The sequence below is a fragment of the Arthrobacter sp. K5 genome (assembly GCF_040448525.1).
Lineage (GTDB): Bacteria > Actinomycetota > Actinomycetes > Actinomycetales > Micrococcaceae > Arthrobacter > Arthrobacter globiformis.
In genome coordinates, this window is sequence record NZ_CP159279.1 from 3,950,210 (window position 1) to 3,971,323 (window position 21,114).

18 protein-coding genes and 1 riboswitch are annotated in these 21,114 nt (G+C 68.6%); of the genes, 6 read left to right on the top strand and 12 right to left on the bottom strand.

Translation table 11 applies throughout. From position 1 onward, the window contains the following. Complete coding sequence (locus tag ABRP34_RS18025) at positions 1-378, top strand: VOC family protein (protein WP_043418505.1); 378 nt, start codon at positions 1-3, stop codon at positions 376-378. Between the two features lie 46 nt (positions 379-424). Further along, positions 425-1,105, top strand: a complete 681-nt coding sequence (locus ABRP34_RS18030) for an HAD-IA family hydrolase (RefSeq protein WP_353711225.1) — start codon at positions 425-427, stop codon at positions 1,103-1,105. A 39-nt stretch (positions 1,106-1,144) separates the two neighbouring features. On the opposite strand, the gene ABRP34_RS18035 is transcribed toward ABRP34_RS18030, so the two are convergent. From ABRP34_RS18035 to ABRP34_RS18060, 6 genes are all read right to left on the bottom strand, one after another. After that, a complete protein-coding gene (locus ABRP34_RS18035) occupies positions 1,145-3,205 on the bottom strand; it encodes a glycosyltransferase family 39 protein (RefSeq protein ID WP_353711226.1) in 2,061 nt (686 codons plus the stop codon). A gap of 6 nt (positions 3,206-3,211) precedes the next feature. Continuing rightward, a complete protein-coding gene (locus tag ABRP34_RS18040) occupies positions 3,212-5,353 on the bottom strand; it encodes a glycosyltransferase family 39 protein (RefSeq protein ID WP_353711227.1) in 2,142 nt (713 codons plus the stop codon). Further along, entirely contained in the window at positions 5,350-6,789 is a 1,440-nt protein-coding gene (locus ABRP34_RS18045) for a bifunctional glycosyltransferase family 2/GtrA family protein (protein WP_353711228.1), read from the bottom strand. The genes ABRP34_RS18040 and ABRP34_RS18045 overlap by 4 nt, the downstream gene beginning before the upstream one ends. Positions 6,790-7,101: 312 nt before the next feature. Continuing rightward, positions 7,102-7,998, bottom strand: a complete 897-nt coding sequence (locus tag ABRP34_RS18050; protein WP_353711229.1) for a hypothetical protein — start codon at positions 7,996-7,998, stop codon at positions 7,102-7,104. Between the two features lie 5 nt (positions 7,999-8,003). Continuing rightward, positions 8,004-8,167, bottom strand: a riboswitch (cyclic di-AMP (ydaO/yuaA leader). A 94-nt stretch (positions 8,168-8,261) separates the two neighbouring features. Then, on the bottom strand, positions 8,262-9,872 hold the full coding sequence (locus ABRP34_RS18055) for a HAMP domain-containing sensor histidine kinase (RefSeq protein ID WP_353711230.1): 1,611 nt from the start codon (positions 9,870-9,872) through the stop codon (positions 8,262-8,264). Between the two features lie 3 nt (positions 9,873-9,875). Continuing rightward, positions 9,876-10,616: a response regulator transcription factor gene (locus tag ABRP34_RS18060; RefSeq protein WP_003801275.1), complete on the bottom strand. Its 741-nt coding sequence runs from the start codon at positions 10,614-10,616 to the stop codon at positions 9,876-9,878. Positions 10,617-10,813: 197 nt separating this feature from the next. Here ABRP34_RS18060 and ABRP34_RS18065 point away from each other — a divergent pair, with 197 nt between their 5' ends. Continuing rightward, complete coding sequence (locus tag ABRP34_RS18065; RefSeq protein ID WP_353711231.1) at positions 10,814-11,863, top strand: hypothetical protein; 1,050 nt, start codon at positions 10,814-10,816, stop codon at positions 11,861-11,863. 177 nt (positions 11,864-12,040) lie between these two features. Here ABRP34_RS18065 and ABRP34_RS18070 read toward each other — a convergent pair whose 3' ends face one another. Then, positions 12,041-12,307 carry a hypothetical protein gene (locus tag ABRP34_RS18070; protein ID WP_353711232.1) on the bottom strand — a complete coding sequence of 89 codons (267 nt, stop codon included), beginning with the start codon at positions 12,305-12,307 and terminating at the stop codon, positions 12,041-12,043. Between the two features lie 154 nt (positions 12,308-12,461). Between ABRP34_RS18070 and ABRP34_RS18075 the strand changes: the two genes are divergently transcribed. The 3 genes from ABRP34_RS18075 to ABRP34_RS18085 all read left to right on the top strand — a co-directional run bounded on the left by ABRP34_RS18075 (position 12,462) and on the right by ABRP34_RS18085 (position 15,495). Then, a complete protein-coding gene (locus ABRP34_RS18075) occupies positions 12,462-13,337 on the top strand; it encodes a winged helix-turn-helix domain-containing protein (RefSeq protein WP_003801270.1) in 876 nt (291 codons plus the stop codon). A gap of 150 nt (positions 13,338-13,487) precedes the next feature. After that, positions 13,488-14,015, top strand: a complete 528-nt coding sequence (locus ABRP34_RS18080) for a histidine phosphatase family protein (RefSeq protein WP_003801267.1) — start codon at positions 13,488-13,490, stop codon at positions 14,013-14,015. Positions 14,016-14,067: 52 nt separating this feature from the next. Then, entirely contained in the window at positions 14,068-15,495 is a 1,428-nt protein-coding gene (locus ABRP34_RS18085; RefSeq protein WP_353711233.1) for a D-alanyl-D-alanine carboxypeptidase family protein, read from the top strand. A gap of 25 nt (positions 15,496-15,520) precedes the next feature. On the opposite strand, the gene ABRP34_RS18090 is transcribed toward ABRP34_RS18085, so the two are convergent. From ABRP34_RS18090 to ABRP34_RS18110, 5 genes are all read right to left on the bottom strand, one after another. Further along, positions 15,521-16,123: a hypothetical protein gene (locus ABRP34_RS18090; RefSeq protein ID WP_050934316.1), complete on the bottom strand. Its 603-nt coding sequence runs from the start codon at positions 16,121-16,123 to the stop codon at positions 15,521-15,523. Between the two features lie 8 nt (positions 16,124-16,131). Further along, positions 16,132-16,782 carry a TetR/AcrR family transcriptional regulator gene (locus ABRP34_RS18095; RefSeq protein WP_353711234.1) on the bottom strand — a complete coding sequence of 217 codons (651 nt, stop codon included), beginning with the start codon at positions 16,780-16,782 and terminating at the stop codon, positions 16,132-16,134. Then, positions 16,779-18,815: a YhgE/Pip family protein gene (locus tag ABRP34_RS18100; protein ID WP_353711235.1), complete on the bottom strand. Its 2,037-nt coding sequence runs from the start codon at positions 18,813-18,815 to the stop codon at positions 16,779-16,781. The genes ABRP34_RS18095 and ABRP34_RS18100 overlap by 4 nt, the downstream gene beginning before the upstream one ends. After that, entirely contained in the window at positions 18,812-19,540 is a 729-nt protein-coding gene (locus ABRP34_RS18105; RefSeq protein ID WP_353711236.1) for an ABC transporter ATP-binding protein, read from the bottom strand. The genes ABRP34_RS18100 and ABRP34_RS18105 overlap by 4 nt, the downstream gene beginning before the upstream one ends. A gap of 67 nt (positions 19,541-19,607) precedes the next feature. Further along, the gene (locus tag ABRP34_RS18110; protein WP_353711237.1) at positions 19,608-21,065 is read right to left on the bottom strand and encodes an NAD(P)/FAD-dependent oxidoreductase; all 1,458 of its coding nucleotides are present in this window, start codon (positions 21,063-21,065) and stop codon (positions 19,608-19,610) included. Positions 21,066-21,114 lie beyond the last annotated feature (49 nt).

Genomic DNA, 21,114 nt, shown 5'->3' on the forward strand with positions numbered 1-21,114 from the left:
ATGGACTGGAAACTTGAACTCGTCTTCGTACCCGTGTCCGACGTGGACCGCGCCAAGGACTTCTACGTCAACAAGGTCGGTTTCAACGCCGACTATGACGAACGGCCCATGGACGGCATCCGCTTCGTCCAGCTGACCCCGCCTGGGTCGGGCTGCTCGATCGCCATCGGGGAAGGCCTCAACGACGCTCCTCCGGGCACGGCGCCCAGCCTTCAGCTGGTGGTGAGCGACATCAACGCCGCCCACGACCAGCTCAAGGCGAATGGCGTGGACGTCAGCGACGTGGACATCCAGGACTGGGGCCACTTCGTCTACTTCGCCGACCCGGACGGCAACAAGTGGGCGGTGCAGTACCTCCCCAACCGGCCGAACGGCTGAGTTCCGGAGTCCACGTTTGCCGCGAGGATAGTGCAGGATGGAAGCCATGAGTCTTCCTGCCGAATCCGCCACCGTCACGCTGACAGCCAGTGCCGTCCTGTTCGACATGGACGGCACCCTGGTGGATTCCACGGCAATAGTGGAGCGAGTGTGGACAGAGTTTGCCGGACGCTACGGCCTTGATATCGCGGAAATCCTGCGCACCTCGCACGGCGTGCAGGCTCTGGATACGGTCCGCCGCTTCGCTCCTGAGGGTGCCGACATCTACGCCCTGGCCGCCGAGCTGGGACAGATGGAACTGACCGAGACCGACGGCATCGTCGCGGTGCCGGGCGCGCTGCGGCTGCTCGACTCCCTGCCCGCCGATGCCGTGGCCCTGGTGACCTCGGCGTCGCGCGACCTCGCCACGGTCCGGATGGCTGCGGCGGGGGTGGAGATGCCGGCGGCGGTTGTCACCTCCGAGGACGTGTCCCGGGGTAAGCCACATCCCGAATGCTACCTGCTCGGCGCGTCCCTGCTCGGGGCCGACCCCTCGGAGGCGGTGGTGTTCGAGGACGCTCCCGCCGGGATCGCAGCAGGCGTCGCCGCCGGCATCCGGACCGTCGCGGTGGGCCCGAACACCGGTGTCCTTCCCGACGGCGTGCTGCACATTCCTGACTACACCGCCGTTTCCGCGTCGGTGGAGACCGGTGAGGACGGGCGCCGGGCGATCTCCCTGCGGCTGTAGGCAGCCTGGACGGTCCACGGGCCAGGCGGCCCGGACCCGTCAGGACAGGTCGTACACCGTGGTTCCGCCTATGGTTTCGGCCTGGAAGTTGGCCGCCACCCACTCCGAAATGCGCGCCGCGGCGTCGGAGCCGGTTTCACCCTGCATCATGCTTCCGCCGATGAAGTAGTGGATCTTGCCGTCCGCCACGAGCTGCTGGAACTCTTCCAGCGCGGGGGCGGGATCGGTTCCGTTGAAGCCTCCGACGGCCATGACCGGCAGTTCGGCGGCAAGCTGGTAGCCGGCGGCGTTGTTGGAACCCACGACAGCGGCGGCCCAGGTGTAGTTCGCGGCGCCGGTCTGCAGCGCAGTCACCAGGGCATCCGACGGCGTGCTGGCGCCCAGGAGGCCGCCCATTCCACCGCGGCCGCCGCCGAATCCGCCCGGTGCCCGGGTGCCGGAATTGGCCGTGCCCGGATTCGCTAGGGAACCCGGTCCGGCGAGGGTGCCCTGCCGGCCAAAGTTGCCCAGCCCGGCCAGGTTGCCGCGGGCTCCTGTCGTGGACGGTCCGGCGCTGACGATCGCGCCGGAATGGGCGGTTGCCGCGGTGGTCAGGGAGTAGGCCAGCGGCGCGGCGAGGGCCGCCGCGAGGGAGACGGCCGCCGTCGTACGCCGCAGCGCCGTGCCGCGTCCGGCGCCGGGTGCGAGCGGGAGCAGCAGCAGCAAAGCCAACAGCGCGGCGGCCAGCACCGCCCAGCGGAGCCACGGGACGTAGGCGGGGGACCGGCCCAGCAGCTGGAAGGCCATGGCACCGGCGGCCGCTACCGCTGCGGCGAGCGGTACCGCCGCGGCCGGCAGGGAACGGCGCTGCCAGAGCAGGACGCCGCCCAGCCCGGCCAGGCCGGCGATTCCCGGCGCCAAAGCCACCATGTAGTACGGGTGGATGATGCCGGCCATGAAGCTGAACGTGAGCCCGGTGACCACCACCCACAGGCCCCAGGCAACAACGGAGGCCCGGACCGCGTCGGTCCGCGGGGCCCGCCTGCCGATCCACAGCAGGGCTCCGCCGAGGATCAGGACGGACGGCAGGAGCCAGGCGATCTGCCCGCCGAACTCGGTGTTGAAGAGCCGCAGCAGCCCCGGTGTTCCCCAGCCGTTACCGCCGCCGACGCTGCCGGTTTCCTCGCCGTTGAGCCTGCCCAGGCCGTTGTACCCGAGCGTGAGTTCCAGGACGGAGTTCGTTTGCGAGCCGCCGATGTAGGGCCGGTTTTCGGCGGGGATGAGCTCGACGGCGGCCAGCCACCACGCGGCTGACACCGTCAGGGCGGCGGCGGCGCCCGCGAGGTGCAGCAGGCGCTTCCCGAAGCGGACCGGGGCAGCGAGCAGGTAAGCCGCTGCCAGTCCCGGCACCACCAGCAGGACCTGCAGCTGTTTGGTCAGGAACCCGAAGCCCAGGAACACGCCCGCCAACAGAAGCCAGCGGAAGCGGGCGTCCTGGATGGAGCGCAGCACTGCGTAGGCGGCCGCCGTCATGAGCAGCACCAGCAGCGCGTCGGGGTTGTTGAAGCGGAACATCAGGGTGGCCACCGGCGTCAGGGCCATCACCGCGCCGGCCAGCAGGCCGCCGAGGTGGGCCAGCCGGTCACCGCCGGTGGCGGGCCTGGCGGCGCGCCGCACGGACAAATAGAGCAGCCATGCCGTACCCACGCCCATCAGAGCCTGGGGCACCAGGATGCTCCACGAATTCAGTCCAAACAGGCGAACCGAGAGGCCGGTGATCCAGAGGGCGGCCGGAGGCTTGTCCACGGTGATGGCGTTGGCGGAGTCGGATGAACCGAAGAACCACGCCGTCCAGTCCTGCGACCCGGCCTGGGCCGCCGCCGAGTAGAAGGCATTGGCCCAGCCGGAGGCGCCCAGGTTCCACAGGTAGAGGACGGATGTGCTGAGCAGGAGTCCGGCAAGTTCCAGCCGGGGCCGCAGCCCAGCCCGGGATGGCCGCCTCAGTCGCTGCTGCAGATTCCGTGGCCGCCGCGGGTTCCCTGGCTTCCCGGCTTGTGATTGCTGCGCCGGGCCAGAGCGGTTCGGGGTTCCGGCCGTTGAACGGGGAATGGTGTTGGTCATGATTGCCTAGGTGGTCAGCTTGTAGACGGTGGAGTTGCCCACGGTCTGGGCCGCGAAGTTGGCGGCAACCCAGGTGGCCACCTCGGAGTTTCCGCCGCGTCCGCCGCCTCCGCCCATCCCGCCGCCGGAGATGAAGTAGCCGATCTCGCCGTTGGCCACCATCTCCTGGAACTGCGCGAGCGTGGGGTAGGGGTCACCGCCGTTCCAGCCGCCGAGGGCAATCACGCTGGTGTCCGTGGCGAGTTCCAGGCTGGCTGCCTGGCTGGCCCCGGAAACGATCCCGGACCACTTGGCAGTGCTGGCCTTGAGCAGCGCGGTGAGTTGGGAGTTCGCCGTGCTGGCGCCGTCGGGACCCATTGCACCGCCGGAAACAGTCCCGCCGTCGATTGAGCCGTTGGGCGCCAGACCGGAACCGTCCGGGGCCAGACCGGAGCCATCCGCCAGCCCCGAGCCGGAGGTGCCCGGCCCGGAGGTGCCCGGCCCGGAGGTGCCCGGGCCGGCAAAGCCGGTGCGTCCGCCCTGGCCGCCGGGTCCGCCCATCGCGGAGGCCGTGGGGCCCGACGTCGGAATCGACCCGGAGTGGGGCTGGGCTGCCGTAGCGAAGGTCCAGGCCGTGCTGCCCAGCCCGCCGGCCAGCAGCGAAACCGCCACGACGGTTGCCGTTGCCATCCTGCGGAAGCGGGCGGGAACAACCCGGAGTGAGTCGAGCCGGAGCAGCAGTGCGGCGGCGGCGAGCACACCGAGGATGACCGCCGCCACCCTGATCCAGGGCAGCCACGTTGCGTCGCGACCCAGGAGCACCGCGGACCAGACCGATCCGGCCAGGACTGTGGCGGCCAGCGTAATCCGCGCAGGCCAGTAGGCACGGCCCCGCCACAGCTCCACGGCCCCGATGCCCACCAGCGCGGCTATTGCCGGGGCCAGCGCAACAGCGTAGTACGGGTGGACAGTGCCGCTCATGAAGCTCAGGATCCCGGCGGTGACCAGCAGCCAGCCGCCCCAGAGGACCAGAGCCGCGCGGGTCCGGGACGTGCGGGCTTCGCGGCGGGTGAACCACAGGCCGGCACCCAGCAGGATCAGGGCCGACGGCAGCAGCCAGGACACCTCGCCGCCGAAGCTGGTACCGAACATCCGGGTGATCCCCGCGGTTCCGCCGAAGCCGACGTTCCCGCCCATGCCGCCGCCACCGCCGGGCATGCCGCCGCCCATGCCGCCCTCGGATCCGGTGATGCGGCCGAGGCCGTTGTAGCCGAAGGTCAGTTCGAGGAAGCTGTTGGTTTCGGACCCGGCCATGTAGGGCCTGGCCGACGCGGGCGTCAGCTGGAACAAGGCGATGTAGCTGCCGGCCACCAGCACGATGCCGCCTCCCGCCGCGAGCAAGTGCAGCAGACGCCGGCCGAGGCCCGTGGGGGCAGCCCAGAGGTAGGCGAGTGCGAGGCCGGGAACGATCAGGAAGCCCTGGAGCATCTTGGTCAGGAAGGCCAGGCCGATGACTGCACCGGCGGCGGCCAGCCACTTCCAGCCGGCCTTTTCGATGGCCCGGGTGGCCAGGTAGGCGGCCAGCACCAGGCACAGGGTGAGCAGCGCGTCGGGGTTGTTGAACCGGAACATCAGCGCGGCCACCGGAGTCAGCGCCAGCACGCCGCCGGCCAGCAGTCCCGCCGCGGGTCCGGATATGCGCTTGACCGTCAGGTACAGGAGTCCGACGGCGGCCACGCCCATGAGTGCCTGCGGCACCAGCATGCTCAGCGGCGAGAAGCCGAAGACCCGGCCCACGAGGGCGGGAATCCACAGCGCAGCCGGGGGCTTGTCGACGGTGATCGCGTTTCCGGCGTCGAGGGAGCCGAACAGCAGCGCCGTCCAGTCCTTGGTGCCTGCCTGGATGGCCGCTGCATAGAAGGAGTTGGCGTATCCCGTGGCTTCGAGGTTCCACAAGTAGAGGACGGCGGTGAACGCCAGCAGCGCCGCCGCCGAGGGGCGGATCCAGCGGGGCTGGTTTCCCAGCAGCAGCCGGGACGCCCTGCCGGTCCGGCGGGTTCGCGCCGGGGTGTCTTTGGGCTTGCCGGGTGCGGCCGACGCGGCTTTCGCCGGCTCGCGTGCTTCGGTCTGGTCTGCCGTCTGGTTGGGGGGAGTGACAGTGGTGCTCATGACTCTGCCGTTTCTGTGGTCGGGACGGATGCCTGCGGGAGGGATGCCTCGGAGGCGGCAGGATCGGCGGGAGCGTTGGCGGGGACCGGCCGCCGTCGGAAAACCCACAGACGGAACAGCAGGAACTTCACCGCGGTGGCCGCGAGGTTCGCGGCGGTGACGGTCGCCAGCTCAAGACAGCGGTCCGGCGTCGTGCCTCCCGGCAGTGCGCCGCTGTGGACCAGGGCGAGCGCTCCGGACGTGAGGGCGAGCCCGATCCCGAAAACCAGCAGCCCCTCGAAATGGTGGCGGGCAACGCCACTGTTGCCGGCGATGCCGAACGTGAAACGGCGGTTCGCAGCGGTGTTGGCCACGGCTGTGGTGAGGAGGGCCAGCAGGTTGGCCAGCTGCGGGTCCATCAGGTTGCGGCAGAGGTAGAAGAGAACGAGATACGCCAGAGTGGATGCCACGCCGATCGTGCCGAACCGCACCAGCTGGCCGAACAGGCTGCTGCCCGGGCTTTGCTCCTGGCTGCGTGATGCGGCGGGGAGGGGGCCGCGGGCCAAGGCAGCACGGAGTTCGGCGACGGGGATGCGGCCGGTGACCATGTCTTTGCTGAGCCGGGCGATGCCGCGGACGTCGGCGAGGGCCGTCTGGACGATGTCCACGCTGGAGTTGGGGTCGTCCGTCCAGTCCACCGGCACCTCGTGGACGCGTAGGCCGCACCGTTCCGCGAGGACCAGCAGTTCGGTGTCGAAGAACCAGGCGGTGTCCATGGTGTGTGGGAGGATCTGCTGGGCGATGTCAGCCCGGATGGCCTTGAAACCGCACTGTGCATCACTGAAATGTGCGCCCAGCAGGGACTGCAGCATGAAGTTGTAGCTGCGGGAGATGAATTCGCGCTTCGGCCCGCGGACCACCCGGGAGTTGCGGGTCAGCCGGGTGCCGATGGCCAGGTCCGAGTGGCCGGAGATGAGCGGCGCCAGGAGCGGGCCCAGCGCGGCCAGGTCGGTGGAGAGGTCCACGTCCATGTAGGCCAGGACGGGTGACGGCGAGGCCAGCCAGACTTTGCGCAGAGCGTTGCCGCGGCCCTTCTCCTCGAGGTGCACCACGGTGACCTCACGGAGTTCCCGCGCCACCCGCTCGGCGGCCTTGAGCGTGCCGTCTGTGCTCGCGTTGTCGGCAACGGTGATGCGGAACGAGTGCGGGAACATACCGCGCAGGTAAGCGTGCAGCCGGCGCAGGCACTCCTCCAGGTCGCGTTCCTCGTTGTAGACCGGGATGGTCACGTCCAGCACCGGTACCGCGGTGGCGATGTCGATGGGGGACCGCCGCGTGTGCCTGGTGAGGGTCTGCGCCGGGGCGTGTCCGGCCGCGCCGGTTCCGTGGAGCGCGTGCGGCGGCGTATGCAGAGGTGGGTGCGGCTGGGTTCCTGAGGCCTGGTCAGTGATGGTCATGCATCAACAGTGGCGGCCGCTGTTATGAGGGTTTTAGGGCGAAGCTGTGCACGGGCTGTGGATGTGGCTTCGGCGTTCGCCGGCCGTCATCATCAGCGGTGGTTGCCGCATTTCTGCGCCCCCTGTGTGGTTGTCGTCGGTGCGGTGGACATTGAGGCCTGCATTTCTGCACCACTCTGCCTGCGCGAGGAAGAGCAGGGACGCAGAAGGGCCCCGGATCCTGGCGGATCCGGGGCCCTTGGCACACCTAGGCGGTCACCCTAAAGCGGTGCAGAAATGCTCGCCGTCAGCCGGTGTGGCTGCGGCAACCGGTCAGTACCAGTTGTGGGCGAGGTGGAAGTTCAGAGCACCGCACGGGGAGCCGTAGCGCTCCTTGATGTAGTCCAGGCCCCAGTTGATCTGGGTGCGGTAGTTGGTGCGGTAGTCCGCCCCGGCGGTCGCCATCTTTTCGGCAGGCAGCGACTGGACGATGCCGTAGGCGCCGCTGCTGGCGTTGGTGGCCGTGGTGCGCCATTCCGATTCCTTGGTCCAGAGCCGCTTCAGGCACTGCATCTGGTGGGCGGACCAGCCGAAGGAGCCCAGCTTGCTGGCCGCGTAGGCCTGGGCACCGGCGGGATCATTCAGGGCAACAGGTGCGGCAGCCTTGGCCCTGGCGGCGGCGGCAGCCTTGGCAGCGGCGGCCTTGGCCGCAGCAGCCTTAGCGGCCGCGGCGTTGGCCTTGGCAACCGCGGCGGCGTTGGCAGCGGCGGCATTCTTAGCAGCGGCCGCCTTGGCGGCGGCTGCCTTTGCCGCAGCCGCTTTCGCAGCGGCCGTCTTCGCAGCGGCGGTCTTGGCGGCGGCGGCGGCCTTGGTTGCGGCGGCATCCTGGGACGAGGACTGCGGAGCGATGGACGCCGCGGACGGGGCCGGGAGGGCGGAGATCAGCGACCTGTCGAAGCTCAGCGTCTGCCCGCTGTCAGCGGTGGCCACGGACGATACGGCGGCGGAAGGGGCAGCCTGGTCGGCCGCCTGGCCTGCGGCGCCGACGCCAACGAGCACGGCGGCCGCAGTGGTCAGGACGGCTGCCCGGCGTCCGAAGGTAGGCAGGCCTGCGGCGAAACGGCCAAGTGCAGTCTTGGGCTGGGCAGGATCGGCCCGATGACGTGAAATTTTGCTGCCGGACTGCTTGGAGGCGCGTTCAGGGCGCGCCTGAGTCTTAAATTCAGACATGGTTGATTGCCTCTCAACACCTGCGGAGTTAGCTGTCGGGTTCGGATGAGGTCATCCGGCCGCACGGAAAATTCACGTGTCGGCTTCACCCCAAGGGCTGATGCGGAAAGCCCGGGACTCTGGTTCCCCCGCCTCTGCCTGATCTAGCGGAATCCGGGAAGCGGCAGAGCTGGGCGTCAATCCGGACATGCGGCTCTAGTGGCGGCCGCACTCCATCGACGGTACAGGAGGCTTTTGATTAAGTCACATTTAGGTAACGGGAATCACGAGGCCGGCGCGGCGCCTTGCATGAGCAGCCGGACGGCAAACTCTGTCCGGCCCGGCCGGGATGTGACTTCCACTGTGCCGCCGTGCGCCTCCACGATGGACTGCACGATGGACAGGCCCAGGCCGCTCGTTCCCTCTGCCGAGGCGACCCCCGGTTCTCCCTGTGGATCCGCGGTACGGAGGGCCGTTCCCGCAGTTGCGCCACCGGCCGCAGAACCCTTCGCCGCAGCGGATGCCGGTGCCAGTGGCGGCTGCGCCGGAGTCGCCCGTGACGCGTCTGCGCGGGCGAAGCGAGCGAACACCTTGTCCACGAATTCGGGCGGGATGCCGGCGCCGTCGTCCGTGACCGTAATCACAGCGCTGCCGTCGGCCGACCGCATCACGCCGGTGGTCACCGTGGTGCCGGGCGGGGTGTGCTTGCGGGCATTGGAGAGCAGGTTCACGAGGACCTGGTGCAGCTGTGAGGCATCGCCCCGGACCGACACGGGTTCCTCGGGAAGGTCGAGGTGCCACGCCCGGTCCGGCGCCATGACTTTTTCGTCGCTGACGGTCTCGATGACGAGCTGGGTGAGGTCAACCTCGCTGAGCTTGAGCGGCTGGCCTTCGTCGAGCCGTGCCAGCAGCAGGAGGTCCTCCACCAGGGCGGTCATGCGTTCCGACTGGCTCTGCACGCGTGCAAGGGACCGCTGGCCGTCCGGGGTGAACTTTTCGGTCATGCGCATCAGCTCGGTGTAGCCGCGGATGGCGGTGAGCGGCGTCCGGAGCTCGTGGGAGGCGTCCGCCACGAACTGCCGCACCTTCATTTCGCTTTCCTGCCGCGCTTCCAGCGCGTTGGAGACGTTGTCCAGCATCTGGTTCAGGGCGTGCCCCACGCTGCCCACTTCGGTTCCCGGATGGGCGTTCGACGGCGGGACGCGGACGGCGAGTGCCACCTCACCGGCGTCCAGCGGCAGGCGCGACACCTGGGTGGCCACCTCGGAGAGCTGCTCCAGCGGTTTCATGGTGCGGCGGATGAGCACCGTCCCGGCCAGGCCGATCAGCACGAGTCCGCCCAGCGAGACAATCGTGATGGTCCAGACGAGCGAGGTCAGGGTGCTCTGCTTGTCCGCCAGGGGGAGCCCTGTCACCATGACGTCGCCATAGGGTGTCTGGGCGGCAACCAGCCGGTAGGCGCCGGTGGACAGGGTGCGGTCGACGGGGACGCCGTCGCGGCGCAGAGCCAGGAGAACCTGGTTGTCTGCCGCGGAGAGTGCCTTCCGGGTGGCATCGGAGGCCAGGAATCCTGCGGTGACCTGGCCGGCCTGGATCCTGCCCGCAAGAGTGCCCACACGCTGGCCCCGGCCTTCGAGGGGATCCGGTTTGTAGCCCGAGGCGCCGGGCGGCGGACGGCCAAAGTCCCGGGCCCTGTCAGCGGCCCCGGTGAGCTGCTCGTCGAGCTGGCGTGTCAGAAATGAGTCCATGCTGGCGTAGCTGAACAGGCCGATCGCAGCGCAGATGGCCACGAGCAGCGCCATTGCCACCAGGACCAGGCGGGTGCGGAGATGCCAGGTGCCCGGCTTCAGCCAGCTTCGGCGCTGGGTACGGACTGCACCGGAAAGGTTTGCCACGGCCTACTCTGCCGGCTTGATGACGTAGCCCGCGCCGCGGACCGTGTGGATCATCGGCGGATGCACGGCATCCACCTTCTTGCGCAGATAGGAGATGTACAGCTCGACGATGTTGGCCTGGCCGCCAAAGTCGTAATTCCACACCCGGTCCAGGATCTGGGCCTTGCTGACCACGCGCTTGGGGTTCTCCATGAGATAGCGGAGCAGCTCGAACTGGGTGGCGGTCAGCTGCAGCTCGTCGCCGGCGCGCGTGACTTCGCGCGTGTCGAGGTTCAGGACCAGGTCGCCCACCACAAGTTCAGCGGAATCCATGGCGGCCACACCGGAGCGCTGGACCAGCCGGTGCAGGCGCAGCAGGACCTCCTCCATGCTGAACGGCTTGGTGACATAGTCGTCGCCGCCCGCGGCGAGGCCCACGATGCGGTCCTGCACCGCATCCTTGGCGGTGAGGAACAGGGCCGGGACTTCCGGTGCGAAGGCGCGGATCCTGCCCAGGAGTTCGACGCCGTCGAACCCGGGAAGCATCACGTCAAGCACCAGCACGTCCGGGCGGAACTCCTTGGCGAGTTTCACGGCCTCGGGGCCGTCGGCAGCGACGGCGACCGACCAGCCGGCCATGCGCAGGCCCATGCTCATGAGCTCCGAGAGGCTCGGCTCGTCGTCAACCACAAGCGCGCGGATGGGGGAGCCGTCCGGATGGGTCAGCTGGGGAAGGTTGTTGGTCATGGAGTGCGAAGTGGCCATGTGACAACTCTCCGTTCTGGTGTTTAGCCGCCGCTTTGGCAACCCTGTGCGCCGGCTGTGAATCCCAGCCTAGCGAGCTGAAAGGCCCGATGAAGGCATTTTTCAGGTCACAGCCATGGCTCTTGAGCCGCACAGGCCAAACACAGGAAGGCTTTCCAGTCTGGAACGGACACTTCCGCACCCCTAAGGAGATCGCAATGAGCGGACAGCAGCACGCACCTGTTCCAGAAACCACACCCCTGCCTCCGGCGCCGCTACCGGATGTTCAGGCGTACCAAACGGGACCCGCGGCCGAACCGGTGATGTCTCTGGGCACGTTTTCCTCCCGGAGCGCCGCTTCACATGCCGCACCGGAGGCCGCCACACCTAATACCGCCGTGCCGAACCCTGCCGCCACGGGCGGCGACCCCGACTTCCAGGCCGCGAACCCGCCGGCAGCCACCCCTGCGTATGCGGGCTGGGGTGCCGGCGGAGCCCTGCTTACAGCCGAGGACGCCGACGGCGGTGCTGCCGCCGGGTGGGGTGCGGGCTGGGGAGGGCCGCCGCCGGCCGGAAAAGCCGGAGGTCCAGCAGCCGGCGGCAAGCCCTGGACCATGAAGCGCGGACTGGTAGTGGCCGGTGCGGCAACGGTTCTGGCGGCAGGCGCCGGGGCCACCGTGTACGGCCTGGGCAGCAACGCTGCCGCTGCCGGCGGAACTGCCGCCGGGGCCCAGGGCGGGTTGGCGCAGGGTGGCCTGAGTCAGGGCGGAACGCAGGGTGGCCTGCCACAGGACGGCGGGTCAATGGGCGGCCCGGGAGGCATGCAGGCCCCGGGCAGCGGATCCGTGCCCGGCCAAGGAGGCGACTTCGCGCCCAACGGCCTCGGCGGCATGGGCAGCGGCGTCTCGGCGGCGGTCCACTCGGAATACGTCATCGAGGAGAACGGGCAGTACGTCACCAAGGTGGCGCAGCTCGGCACTGTTTCCGCCGTTTCCTCCGGTTCGGTCACGGTGAAGAGTTCCGACGGCTTCACGCGCACCTACACACTCAGCGGCGACACGGTAGTGAGCAACCTGCTGCAGAGGAGGCAGCAGTCGGCAACCGGCGACCTGACAGTGGCTGACATCGTTTCCGGGACCACTGTCAGGATTGTGGCCGGCAAGGATGGCTCGGCATTTGCAGCCGAGAACGTGCAGGTGAGCGGGACCACCACACAGTCAGGCGGGAGCACGCAGTCAGGAACCAGCGGCTCGAGCCAGTCCAGCTGACTAACCCGGAAAGGCGCAGCGCCCGTCGAACCGGGCGCTGCCGCCGCCCGTCCCGGCGGATTTGACCCCAGCCGCTACCTGCGCTTGAGCAAAAAACTTTCGCCTCGCCTGCGTCATAGCTGGACAATCGAGGTATCGCGGCTGCGGGTTTCCGGCAATTCAGATGTCATTGAATATTCAGCGCGTATTCATGGAAAAATCGAAGAAGATTCTGCGGGAGCAGCTTTCCGACCGTCCGTTCAGGAAAATAAAACGAAAAATCAGCCGCCTGCAAAACTGTGATTTATCACACAAAAGAGCTTTTTGTCTCAGCATGCGGACGCTTTCGTCCATTGTTACTTGCAAGTTTTCATTGTTACGTTGCACACTTTCAAATGTGAACAAGAACTCAACAGCACCTGCAGCCGCAGAATATTGGTCCAGCACACCCGCTGCTGCCGACATGCGCTGTTGTCGAATGCACGCCTAACTTTCACCACCCCACGAAGTTTTTAGGCATTCGCCCCCAGCCCAGCGTAGGGCGCCCCTCCCCAGAATCATTGCGGGGACCCAAGCATTCGAGCCGCGATGACGGCCATTCACATTGAGGTAAGCATTCATGTCAGTTGCATCCGGATACGTCCACATCTCAGTCCGTAACGCCAACAAAGCAGGTCAGGCACAGGGATTGCGCCAGGGATTCGGCGCCCGCCCCGCGTTCGCCCCGGCTGGCCCGGCCAACACCGTTCCCGCGGCACCGGGTTACGCACCGCAGGGCTACAACCCGAACTCGTACGGCCAGTTGCGCGCCGTGCAGGCTGACGAAGCCGCGCCGCTGACCGCGCCCACACCTCTTGTGGCCCCGGCTGCCACCGCCCCGGTGCGCCCCGTGCCGAACGAAAACGTCGCCCGCGGGTTCGTCCTGTACATGGGCATCGACGAGGAAACCGCGGCTGCCGCCGGCACCTCGATCGCCAAGCTTGCCCAGGAGATCCGGGCCTACGCGCAGTCCCTGGTTACCGGTGCCGAGAGCTACGCCGCCGTCGCTGTGGCGCCGGCCAGCGCGCCCGGTTCCGCGCTCGACGTGGTCCGTTCCACCTTTGGTGACCCCACCGTCAATGCCCGGCAGCGCACCGAGACTGCCCGCGTGCAGCCGGCCCAGGATCCCCGTCCCTCCGGTGTTCTGATCGACCTCGCCCGCCGCGAGGTGCACCTCGACGGCGAATCCCTGAACCTGACGTTCAAGGAATTCGAACTGCTCAACTACCTCGTGGAGAACGGCACCCGCACCGTGGGCCGCGACGAACTGCTCGAGGGCCTGTGGCGCAACGCCGAAGAAGTGCCGAACGAGCGCACCATCGACGTCCACATCCGCCGCCTCCGCTCCAAGCTCGGCCGCCTCGCCAACACCGTGCGCACGGTCCGCGGCCAGGGCTACCGCTTCTACGAGCACCCGGAGGTCGTTGTCTGGGCCGCCCCGGAATACTCGATCTAGTCCTTCAGCGACGCGCCAAAGCGGCTTTCTGCCGTGCCTTAGACACCTCCTTCGTTCCTCAGTCGGCGATGCGGCACTACGCAGAAAACCGCTTTTCCGCGTTCGGGGCCAGCGGGCACTGGCCTCCGCGGCTGATAGTAGGGTGAGTCCATGAGTGCGCACCATAAGAAGCGGCTGGTCCTGATGCGCCACGCCAAGGCCGACTGGCCGGGCGGGGTGGCGGACCACGAGCGTCCCCTGGAGGAACGCGGCCACCGCGAGGCTCCGCTTGCCGGCAAATGGCTGCTCAAGCACAACATCGTCCCGGATTTCATCCTGTGCTCGAGTTCCCTGCGCACACGGCAGACATGCACGTGGGTGTGCAGTGAACTGGGCGAGAAGGCCCCGACGCCGAAACTTGAGGACGGCCTCTACGGCGCCTCTGCGCTGCGCATGCTTGCGGTCATCAACCACGTGCCGGACACCGTGACCACCCTGATGGTGATCTCCCACATGCCCGGCGTGCAGGATCTGGCCATGCACCTGGCGTCGCGGGATTCCAACCACGACGCCTATATGGATGCTGCCACACGCTTTCCCACGAGCGGCCTGACGGTGCTGGAGACAGAGAAGCCCTGGGCCGAACTGGACGGCCAGGACGCCAGGCTCACGCACTTCAAAGTCCCGCGCGCGCACTAGCGCGGACGAGTAGGCTTGTCCCCAGCGTCGTCTAATTTGGGGAAGGGCCGCCATGCTGAATTCCGTATCCGCCCGGTGGCGGGCCGGTGCCCGGCGGTTCGCTGCCGCCGTCGTCGTTCTGCTGATGCTGTCCGCCGGGGCGCAGCAGGCAACCGCGGCTCCTTCCGGTGAGCCGCTGTCCACGCAGGTGGTTTCGAACCCCAGCCATGCGTGGGTCCTTGTGAACAAGTCGCGCCCGCTGAATCCGCGCCAGTTCGCGCCGTCGGACCTCGTCAGCACGAACGGCACGGGCCACCTGCTGCGGCGACAGGTCGCAGGTGCCCTGGGCCAGCTGTTCGCCGGGGCGCGCGCCGCCGGATATTCCCTGGAGGTCATCAGCGGCTACCGGTCCTACGCATCCCAGAGTGCCCTGTACAGCTCCTACGTGCAGATGTACGGGCAGGCCTATGCCGACCAGATTTCGGCCAGACCTGGCTACAGCGAGCACCAGACGGGCCTGGCGGCTGACATCGGCAACGCGGGCGGCGGCTGTGGCCTCACCGCCTGCTTCGGGACCACACCGGGCGGGCGCTGGGTGGCGGCGAACGCCCACCGCTACGGCTTCATCGTGCGCTACCCGCAGGGATACTCCGGCATCACCGGCTACACGTATGAACCGTGGCACCTAAGATTCGTCGGCGTTCCGCTGGCCACCGATATGAAGAGCCGGGCCATCCCCACCATGGAACAGTACTTTTCCGCCCGCCCCACGATCAGGAGCGGGGCCGACGTGCTTGCCGCCGATTCCAGCGGCGTGCTCTGGTCCTATCCGGCCAACGGCCGCGGCGGCTTAGGCACGCGCGTCCGGATCGGCCCGGGCTGGTCAGGCCTGAAGGCGGGCTTCGTCGCTGACTGGAATGCCGACGGCGTCAACGACATCGTGGCCCAGTGGAAGACGGGGACGCTCTCTGTGTACCGCGGCAAGCTCTCCGGCGGATTCCTCAGCCCCCTCCGTGTGGGCAGCGCCGGATGGCAGTCCATGAACATCACCGTGGGCAAATGGCACAGCGGCCAGCGCTATCCGGGCGTGGTGGGCACCGCGGCAGACGGTGCCATGTACTTCTACCCGAACGCCACGGGCGGTGCGCTCAGCACGCGGCTGCGGCTCGGGCAGGGATTCCAGGGCATGAAACTGACCATGGCCGACTTCGACAATGACCGCCGCCAGGACTTGCTGGTCACCAGGGCGACCGGCGAACTCCTGCTGTACAGGTCCGACGGCGCCGGAAGGTTCGCTGCCGAAACCCGCCGCCGGGTGGGGACCGGGTGGAATGCGCTGGTCCAGTCCCACGCGTCGTTCGGGTTCCAGGGGCCGGGGACGCGCGGACTCACCGCGAAAACCACCGATGGGCGCCTCGTGTACTACGGCCTGGGCAACAGCCAGTTCACCGGGCTCCGGGCGGTTGGGCCAGGGTGGCAGTCGTTCAACATCCTCCGGTAGCCGGTCTTTGGTCCGGTGGCCGGCCCTAGCGTTGCCTGACTGCGCGTTTTTGCTGCGGCGGCTTTGGCTGGGCCGGCCGCTGGGCCTGCTGTTGCCGAACCGGGGCCTGCGCTGGTTGCCGGGCGCCCGCCGGGAGTCTCGTTGCAGGACGCGACGGCGCTCCGGCCGCCCTGGCCGGACTGACGCCCCGGGGCCTGGCCGCGGCCGCGGGCCTCGTGGGGCTCTCCCGCCGGAGCCGCCGCCGGGACGGCCAGACCGCCGCGCAGAACAGGACCAGCAGCGTCAGGCATCCCGAGGCTGCGGCCAGGTAGAAGTAGATGTCCGAGTCCCGTGTGGTCACAGCCTGGCCCAGGGCTGCCGGACTTTGGTTGAACGCCAGCCCCCACATGCGCAGGAAGGCGATGCTGCAGCCGATAAACAGGCTGGTCCCGGCGCCGCCCGCCAACAGGGCAAGGTAGCGGTGCCGGGCAAAGGCCTCCGCCACGGACGCCACATACCCCACGGCCAGGGCGCCCAGGAAGGCCACCAGCGCGGCCTCCTCCAGCGTGACGGCCGTCAGCACCAGCAGGCCCGCCGCTGCGGCAAACGCACCTATCGCTGTCTTTCCGCTGTTACCCATGTGGCGCATGGGACTAATCATCCCTGACGGTTGGGTCCCTTCAGCACGTAGCCGCGCATGATTGTCATGATGGCTGCAACGCTTTGGTCACGGCTCCGTTCGGGGTTGTACGTCTGGCGGTCCAGCCCCACCACAAAGCAGGCGCCAAACACGGCAGCTTCCAGGCTTCCCCGGGAAATGGTGGCGTCCACCGGGTACTGCGCGGCGACACCTTCGATTGCCGTGCCAATCACCTGCAGCAGCCGGGCCCGGAGCTCGGCGAAGGTGTCCTGCCATTCACTCGGGGTGCGCCACTGTTCGCCCACCCACAGCCTGGCGAAGGACGGATACTCGGCCATAAAGTCCATGGCCTGGCCGATCATCGCCTCCATGCCGGCCAGCGGATCCGCCGTCCCGCCCTGCACGCTGAGCAGCCTGGCCTCGAGGATGTCCACGCCGTGCCGCAGCAGCTGGGCAATCAGGTCGGACTTGCTGCCGAAGTTGTAGTAGACGGTCCCCTTGGACACGCCGGCCGCGGCGGCGATCTCGTCCACCGTCACGCCTGACGCGCCGCGTTCCCCGATCAGGTCCATGGATGCCTCGAACAGTTTTTGCTTCGTGGCGTTGGTCCGGCCGGGGCGGAGCTTCCTCGGTGCAGCGGGTTCCTGGTCCGCCTCCAGCGTGCTCATACGGCGATCTCCGGTTTCAGGGTCTTGAGGGTCCAGAACTTGTTCTTTCGGACGGCCAGCGTCGAAAGGGCTATCCCCAGCAAAGTGTAGCCAAACAGGCCCGCCACGGTAGCCGGGAGCAGGGACAGGTCCGCGCCGTAGACCAGGTGCCGCATGCCGTCCACCACGTACCCCATGGGCAGGACCCGGTGGACGGTGTGCAGCGGCTCCGGCGTGGTCTGCCACGGGAAAGTGCCGCCGGAGGAGACCAGCTGCAGCACGAGCAGGATGAGCACCACGAGCTTACCCGGCGAACCGAGCAGCGCCACAATGCCCTGGATGATGGCGCTGAACGCCATGGCGGCTGCCAGCAGGAACAGCCACATCAGCCACGGGTGGGCAGGATGCAGTCCCAGGCCGACGTTCACCACCACCGTGAGCAGGCTTGCCTGCAAGGCAGATACCGCCAGAAACGGGAGCCAGCCCCCGACGGCGATCTTCCACGCCGGCGCATTGGAGGCCAGGGCGCGCTGGGTGATGGGCCGCATGGCCTGGACCAGCATGAAGATGCCGATCCATAGGGCAAGTGTCATGAAGAAGGGAGCGAGTCCTGCACCGTAGGAGCCGGCCTTTGCCTGCGAGACGTTGCTGACGGCCACGGGATCGGACATCACAGCCGAGAGGCTGCTCTTTTGCGAGGCGTCGGGGTGGGGGACCTTGCCGGCTCCCTGGGACAGCCCGTCAGCCAGTTTCCCGGCCCCGGCCGCGGCGGTGCCCGCTCCGCTCTCCAGCTGCGCCGCACCGTCGTCGAGCTTTTGGGCACCCGCCGACAGGGCAGCGGAACCGTCCACCGCTGACTGCTCGCCGGAAGCGAGCGTCGAGGCTCCGGCCGCCAGCCGGTCTGCCCCGGCGGACGCGGTGGCGATGCCGCCGGTCAGGGCCGGTGTGCCGGCGGCCAGGCGGGCCGCGCCGGCACTGACCGCAGCCGATCCGTCCGCAAGCTGCTGGATCTGCGCGGCGTCCGCCTGGATCTTCCCCCTGGCATCGCTGACCGGGCCGGAGGAGGCCGATGAATCAACCTCCGCGAGCACCTTGTCCGCCTGTTCCTGGGTCAGGACACCGGCGGCCACCAGCTTGTTGTTGGACTCCTGCAGCCGGCCGCGGAGACCGTCTTCAGCGGCCTCCAGCTGCCCGACGGCGTCCTGCACTTTGCTGTTTAGCGCCGCGTTTCCTGCCGCAACCTGCGCGGCACCGTCTGCGAGGCGCTGCGAGTCCGCCGGAAGTCCCGCCGTCTCGTCCCGCAGTTCCGCCAGCCCTCCGCTCAGCTGTCCGGCGCCGGCCGAAAGCTCGTTTGCCCCGTCACGGAGCCTGACCTGGCCGTTGTGAAGGTCGGCGGCCCCGGTTTCCAGTTTCCCGGTTCCCTCATGCAGGGTGGCCGTGCCGTCGTGCAGGCGGGTAACGCCGCCGGCCAGCTGGGCGGCACCGTCGGCCGCCTTCACCATCTGGGAGTGGATGGTGCCGAACCCGGTGAGGAGCTGGTTGGCCGTTTCCGCGCCGACCTCCTTGGCCACCGACGCATGCACGGCCGTGGCCAGCTTGTCCACGATGGTGCTCAGCAGGTAGTTGTTGGCGTCGTTTGTGGTGACGTTGAGCATGGCCTGGGTCGCCGAATCGAAGCTGCCGGGCGAGGCCAGGTTGGCGGAGAAGTCCTTGGGGATCTTGAGCGCGAATGCGTACTTGCCGTCGCTGACGCCCCGGTCCGCCTCGGCGGCGGTCGGGACCGTCTGCCAGTTGAATACGTGCCCGTCGAGGAGGCTGTCCGCCACCTTCTGCCCGGCCTCCAGCCGCGTTCCGTTGCCGGTGGCCGCCCCGGCGTCCTCCACCACGAGTGCGGCGTCGATCCGGTCGAGGTTGCCGTACGGATTCCAGTTGGCATACAGGTACACCGCCCCGTAGAGCAGCGGCACCAGGGTGAGCGCCATGATGGTCAGCTTGGGCAGCAACCCGCCGGTCATGCGCTTGAGTTCGGAGCGCGCCAGCCGCAGGACGGTCATTTGGCCACCTCACCCGTCAGGCCGGAGTTCTCGTCCACATATTCGGACGTCGGGGGCGTTTTGTGGCCATCATCTGTACAAAAACTCCCCGGCGAGGAGCGGCGGTCCGCGTTGCCGATTGCCGCGGACGGTCCGGTCCAGCCGTCCGGGAGGGCAGTAACGGTTGCGACGACGGCGAGGGGGCGGCCGCCGTCGTACGCCAGTTCCCTGAGCCGCGGCAGCCAGCCGGCAGGGTCGGCGCCGTGCCGGTCAGGGGAGTCCACAACGAGCAGGTCCGTGCCGGGGTTGGCGAGGGCCAGCGCCGTGAGGAGCTCGGTGCGGCGGGCCGGCGGCAGCTGCTCCGTCCACAGGCCGGCGACATCCTCGAAGCGGTTGACCTTCAGCCACGGCTTGCTGAGCAGGGCCCCACGGTAACGGCGGGGGACCAGGGCCAGATCCTCGGTGACGAGATCCGCGACACTCAGGTGCTGTTCGGGTTCGTTGACGCCGGGGGAGTCCACCAGGGCGGCGGCGCGCCGCAGCGGCCTGATCCCGGCAGAGCCGTCCCAGCTGACAGTGCCGCCGTCGGGCCTCATCCGGCCGCTGAGGACGAGCGCGAGGGCCGTCCTCTGGTCCTGGCGGTCGCCGGTCACCAGCAGCAGTTCGCCGCGGGCCACCTGCAGGGAAGTCGGCGGCAGGAGGTCGAGCCGCCGGCCTTTCACGCTGGGCTGTCGTGCGCAGAGCAAAGGGAGCCTTTCGCAGAAGTTGTCTGCCTCAAGGCTAACTGAACTGACTGGTCAGTTCAAATAAACGTCAGAGACCATACTTCTCCAGCAGCCGCAGCCAGACCTCACTGATGGTTGGATAGGAGGGCACTGCGTGCCAGAGCCGGTCCAGCGGAACCTCCCCGACGACGGCGATCGTCGCGGCATGCAGGAGTTCGGCGACGCCCGGGCCGGCGAACGTTGCGCCGAGGAGCACCTTGCGGTCCTCATCCACCACGAGCTGCGCCCATCCCTCATAGTTTTTGGCGTGCAGGGAGGAACCCGCCACGGCAATGGGCAGCTCCACCGACGACGCGTTGTAGCCATCCTTGCGGGCCCGCTCCAGCGACCTGCCGACGTTGGCCAGCTCGGGATCGGTGAACACCACGTTGGGAATGGCATGCTCATCGGCCGTCTGGGCATACCGGCTCCACGGCTCGGGTTCCCCGCGAAGCTCGCCCTTGGCCCGGGCTGCAATGGCTGCGCCGGTGGCCCGGGCCTCGTACTTGCCCTGGTGGGTGAGCAGGGCCTTGCCTGCCGCGTCGCCCACCGCGTACAGCCAGGGACCGTCGCCGTTGCCCGCCGCTTCGGCCACCAGGCCGGTCGGGTCCGTGCGGATGGCCAGGGGCTTGCCGTCGCTGGCGGACAGCCCCACGCTCTCCAGTCCGAGCCCGTCCAACGCGGGCCGCCGGCCGGTGGACACCAGCAGCTTGTCCACAGTGACGGTGTCGCCGCCGTCGAGCGAGAGCGTCAGGGAGCCATCGGAATTCCTGTGGACGCTGCGGGTCTTGGTGTCGACCCGGAGCTCCACTCCGTCGGCACGCAGGCCGGCGGCCACCAGTTCCGCGGCCTCGGCCGGGAAGTTCCGCAGCAGCCCGCTGCGGGCCACCAGCGTGACCGCGGACCCGAGGCGGGCAAACGCCTGGGCAAGCTCCGTGCCGGCGACGCCGCCGCCCAGCACGCCAAGGCGCTTGGGGACCTCCTTTGCCGAGGTCGCCTCCCGTGTGCCCCAGTACTCGACCTCGGACAGCCCGTCAACGGGTGGCTGGCTGGGCGTGGAGCCGTTGGCAAGTACGACGGCGTGACGCGCCGTGAGTGCGTAGTCGTCACCGTCCAGCCCGGCTACTTTCACGGCCCGTTCGCCCGTGATCCGTGCCCGGCCGCGGATCAGTTCGATGCCCGCACCCTCCACCCATTCCACCTGGCTGGCGTCCTGCCAGTGGGAGGTGAAGGAGTCGCGCCCCTTGAGGACCGCGGCTGCGTCGAGCGTTCCGGTCACGGCTTCGCTGGCGCCGGGAACTGCCTGGGCACCGTGAAGCGCGGTGCCCGGGCGGAGCAACGCCTTGGACGGCATGCAGGCCCAGTAGGAGCACTCGCCGCCCACCAGTTCGGCTTCCACCAGGACCGCTGTCAGGCCTCCCTGCACCACGCGGTCCGCGGCATTTTCGCCTACGGCGCCGGCGCCGATCACAATGACATCGAATTCCCGTTCAACAAGACGTGGCATGGCATCAGACTACGCCCACGCCTGACGCGGAATTTGGCAGGCGCAGCCG

What these genes read in the sequence shown, in the direction of transcription:
- ABRP34_RS18025 (WP_043418505.1), top strand. Translation starts at nt 1, where the DNA reads ATGGACTGGAAACTTGAACTCGTCTTCGTACCCGTGTCCGACGTGGAC.
- ABRP34_RS18030 (WP_353711225.1), top strand. Translation starts at nt 425, where the DNA reads ATGAGTCTTCCTGCCGAATCCGCCACCGTCACGCTGACAGCCAGTGCC.
- ABRP34_RS18035 (WP_353711226.1), bottom strand. Translation starts at nt 3,205, where the DNA reads ATGACCAACACCATTCCCCGTTCAACGGCCGGAACCCCGAACCGCTCT.
- ABRP34_RS18040 (WP_353711227.1), bottom strand. Translation starts at nt 5,353, where the DNA reads ATGAGCACCACTGTCACTCCCCCCAACCAGACGGCAGACCAGACCGAA.
- ABRP34_RS18045 (WP_353711228.1), bottom strand. Translation starts at nt 6,789, where the DNA reads ATGACCATCACTGACCAGGCCTCAGGAACCCAGCCGCACCCACCTCTG.
- ABRP34_RS18050 (WP_353711229.1), bottom strand. Translation starts at nt 7,998, where the DNA reads ATGTCTGAATTTAAGACTCAGGCGCGCCCTGAACGCGCCTCCAAGCAG.
- ABRP34_RS18060 (WP_003801275.1), bottom strand. Translation starts at nt 10,616, where the DNA reads ATGGCCACTTCGCACTCCATGACCAACAACCTTCCCCAGCTGACCCAT.
- ABRP34_RS18065 (WP_353711231.1), top strand. Translation starts at nt 10,814, where the DNA reads ATGAGCGGACAGCAGCACGCACCTGTTCCAGAAACCACACCCCTGCCT.
- ABRP34_RS18070 (WP_353711232.1), bottom strand. Translation starts at nt 12,307, where the DNA reads ATGTCGGCAGCAGCGGGTGTGCTGGACCAATATTCTGCGGCTGCAGGT.
- ABRP34_RS18075 (WP_003801270.1), top strand. Translation starts at nt 12,462, where the DNA reads ATGTCAGTTGCATCCGGATACGTCCACATCTCAGTCCGTAACGCCAAC.
- ABRP34_RS18080 (WP_003801267.1), top strand. Translation starts at nt 13,488, where the DNA reads ATGAGTGCGCACCATAAGAAGCGGCTGGTCCTGATGCGCCACGCCAAG.
- ABRP34_RS18085 (WP_353711233.1), top strand. Translation starts at nt 14,068, where the DNA reads ATGCTGAATTCCGTATCCGCCCGGTGGCGGGCCGGTGCCCGGCGGTTC.
- ABRP34_RS18090 (WP_050934316.1), bottom strand. Translation starts at nt 16,123, where the DNA reads ATGCGCCACATGGGTAACAGCGGAAAGACAGCGATAGGTGCGTTTGCC.
- ABRP34_RS18095 (WP_353711234.1), bottom strand. Translation starts at nt 16,782, where the DNA reads ATGAGCACGCTGGAGGCGGACCAGGAACCCGCTGCACCGAGGAAGCTC.
- ABRP34_RS18100 (WP_353711235.1), bottom strand. Translation starts at nt 18,815, where the DNA reads ATGACCGTCCTGCGGCTGGCGCGCTCCGAACTCAAGCGCATGACCGGC.
- ABRP34_RS18110 (WP_353711237.1), bottom strand. Translation starts at nt 21,065, where the DNA reads ATGCCACGTCTTGTTGAACGGGAATTCGATGTCATTGTGATCGGCGCC.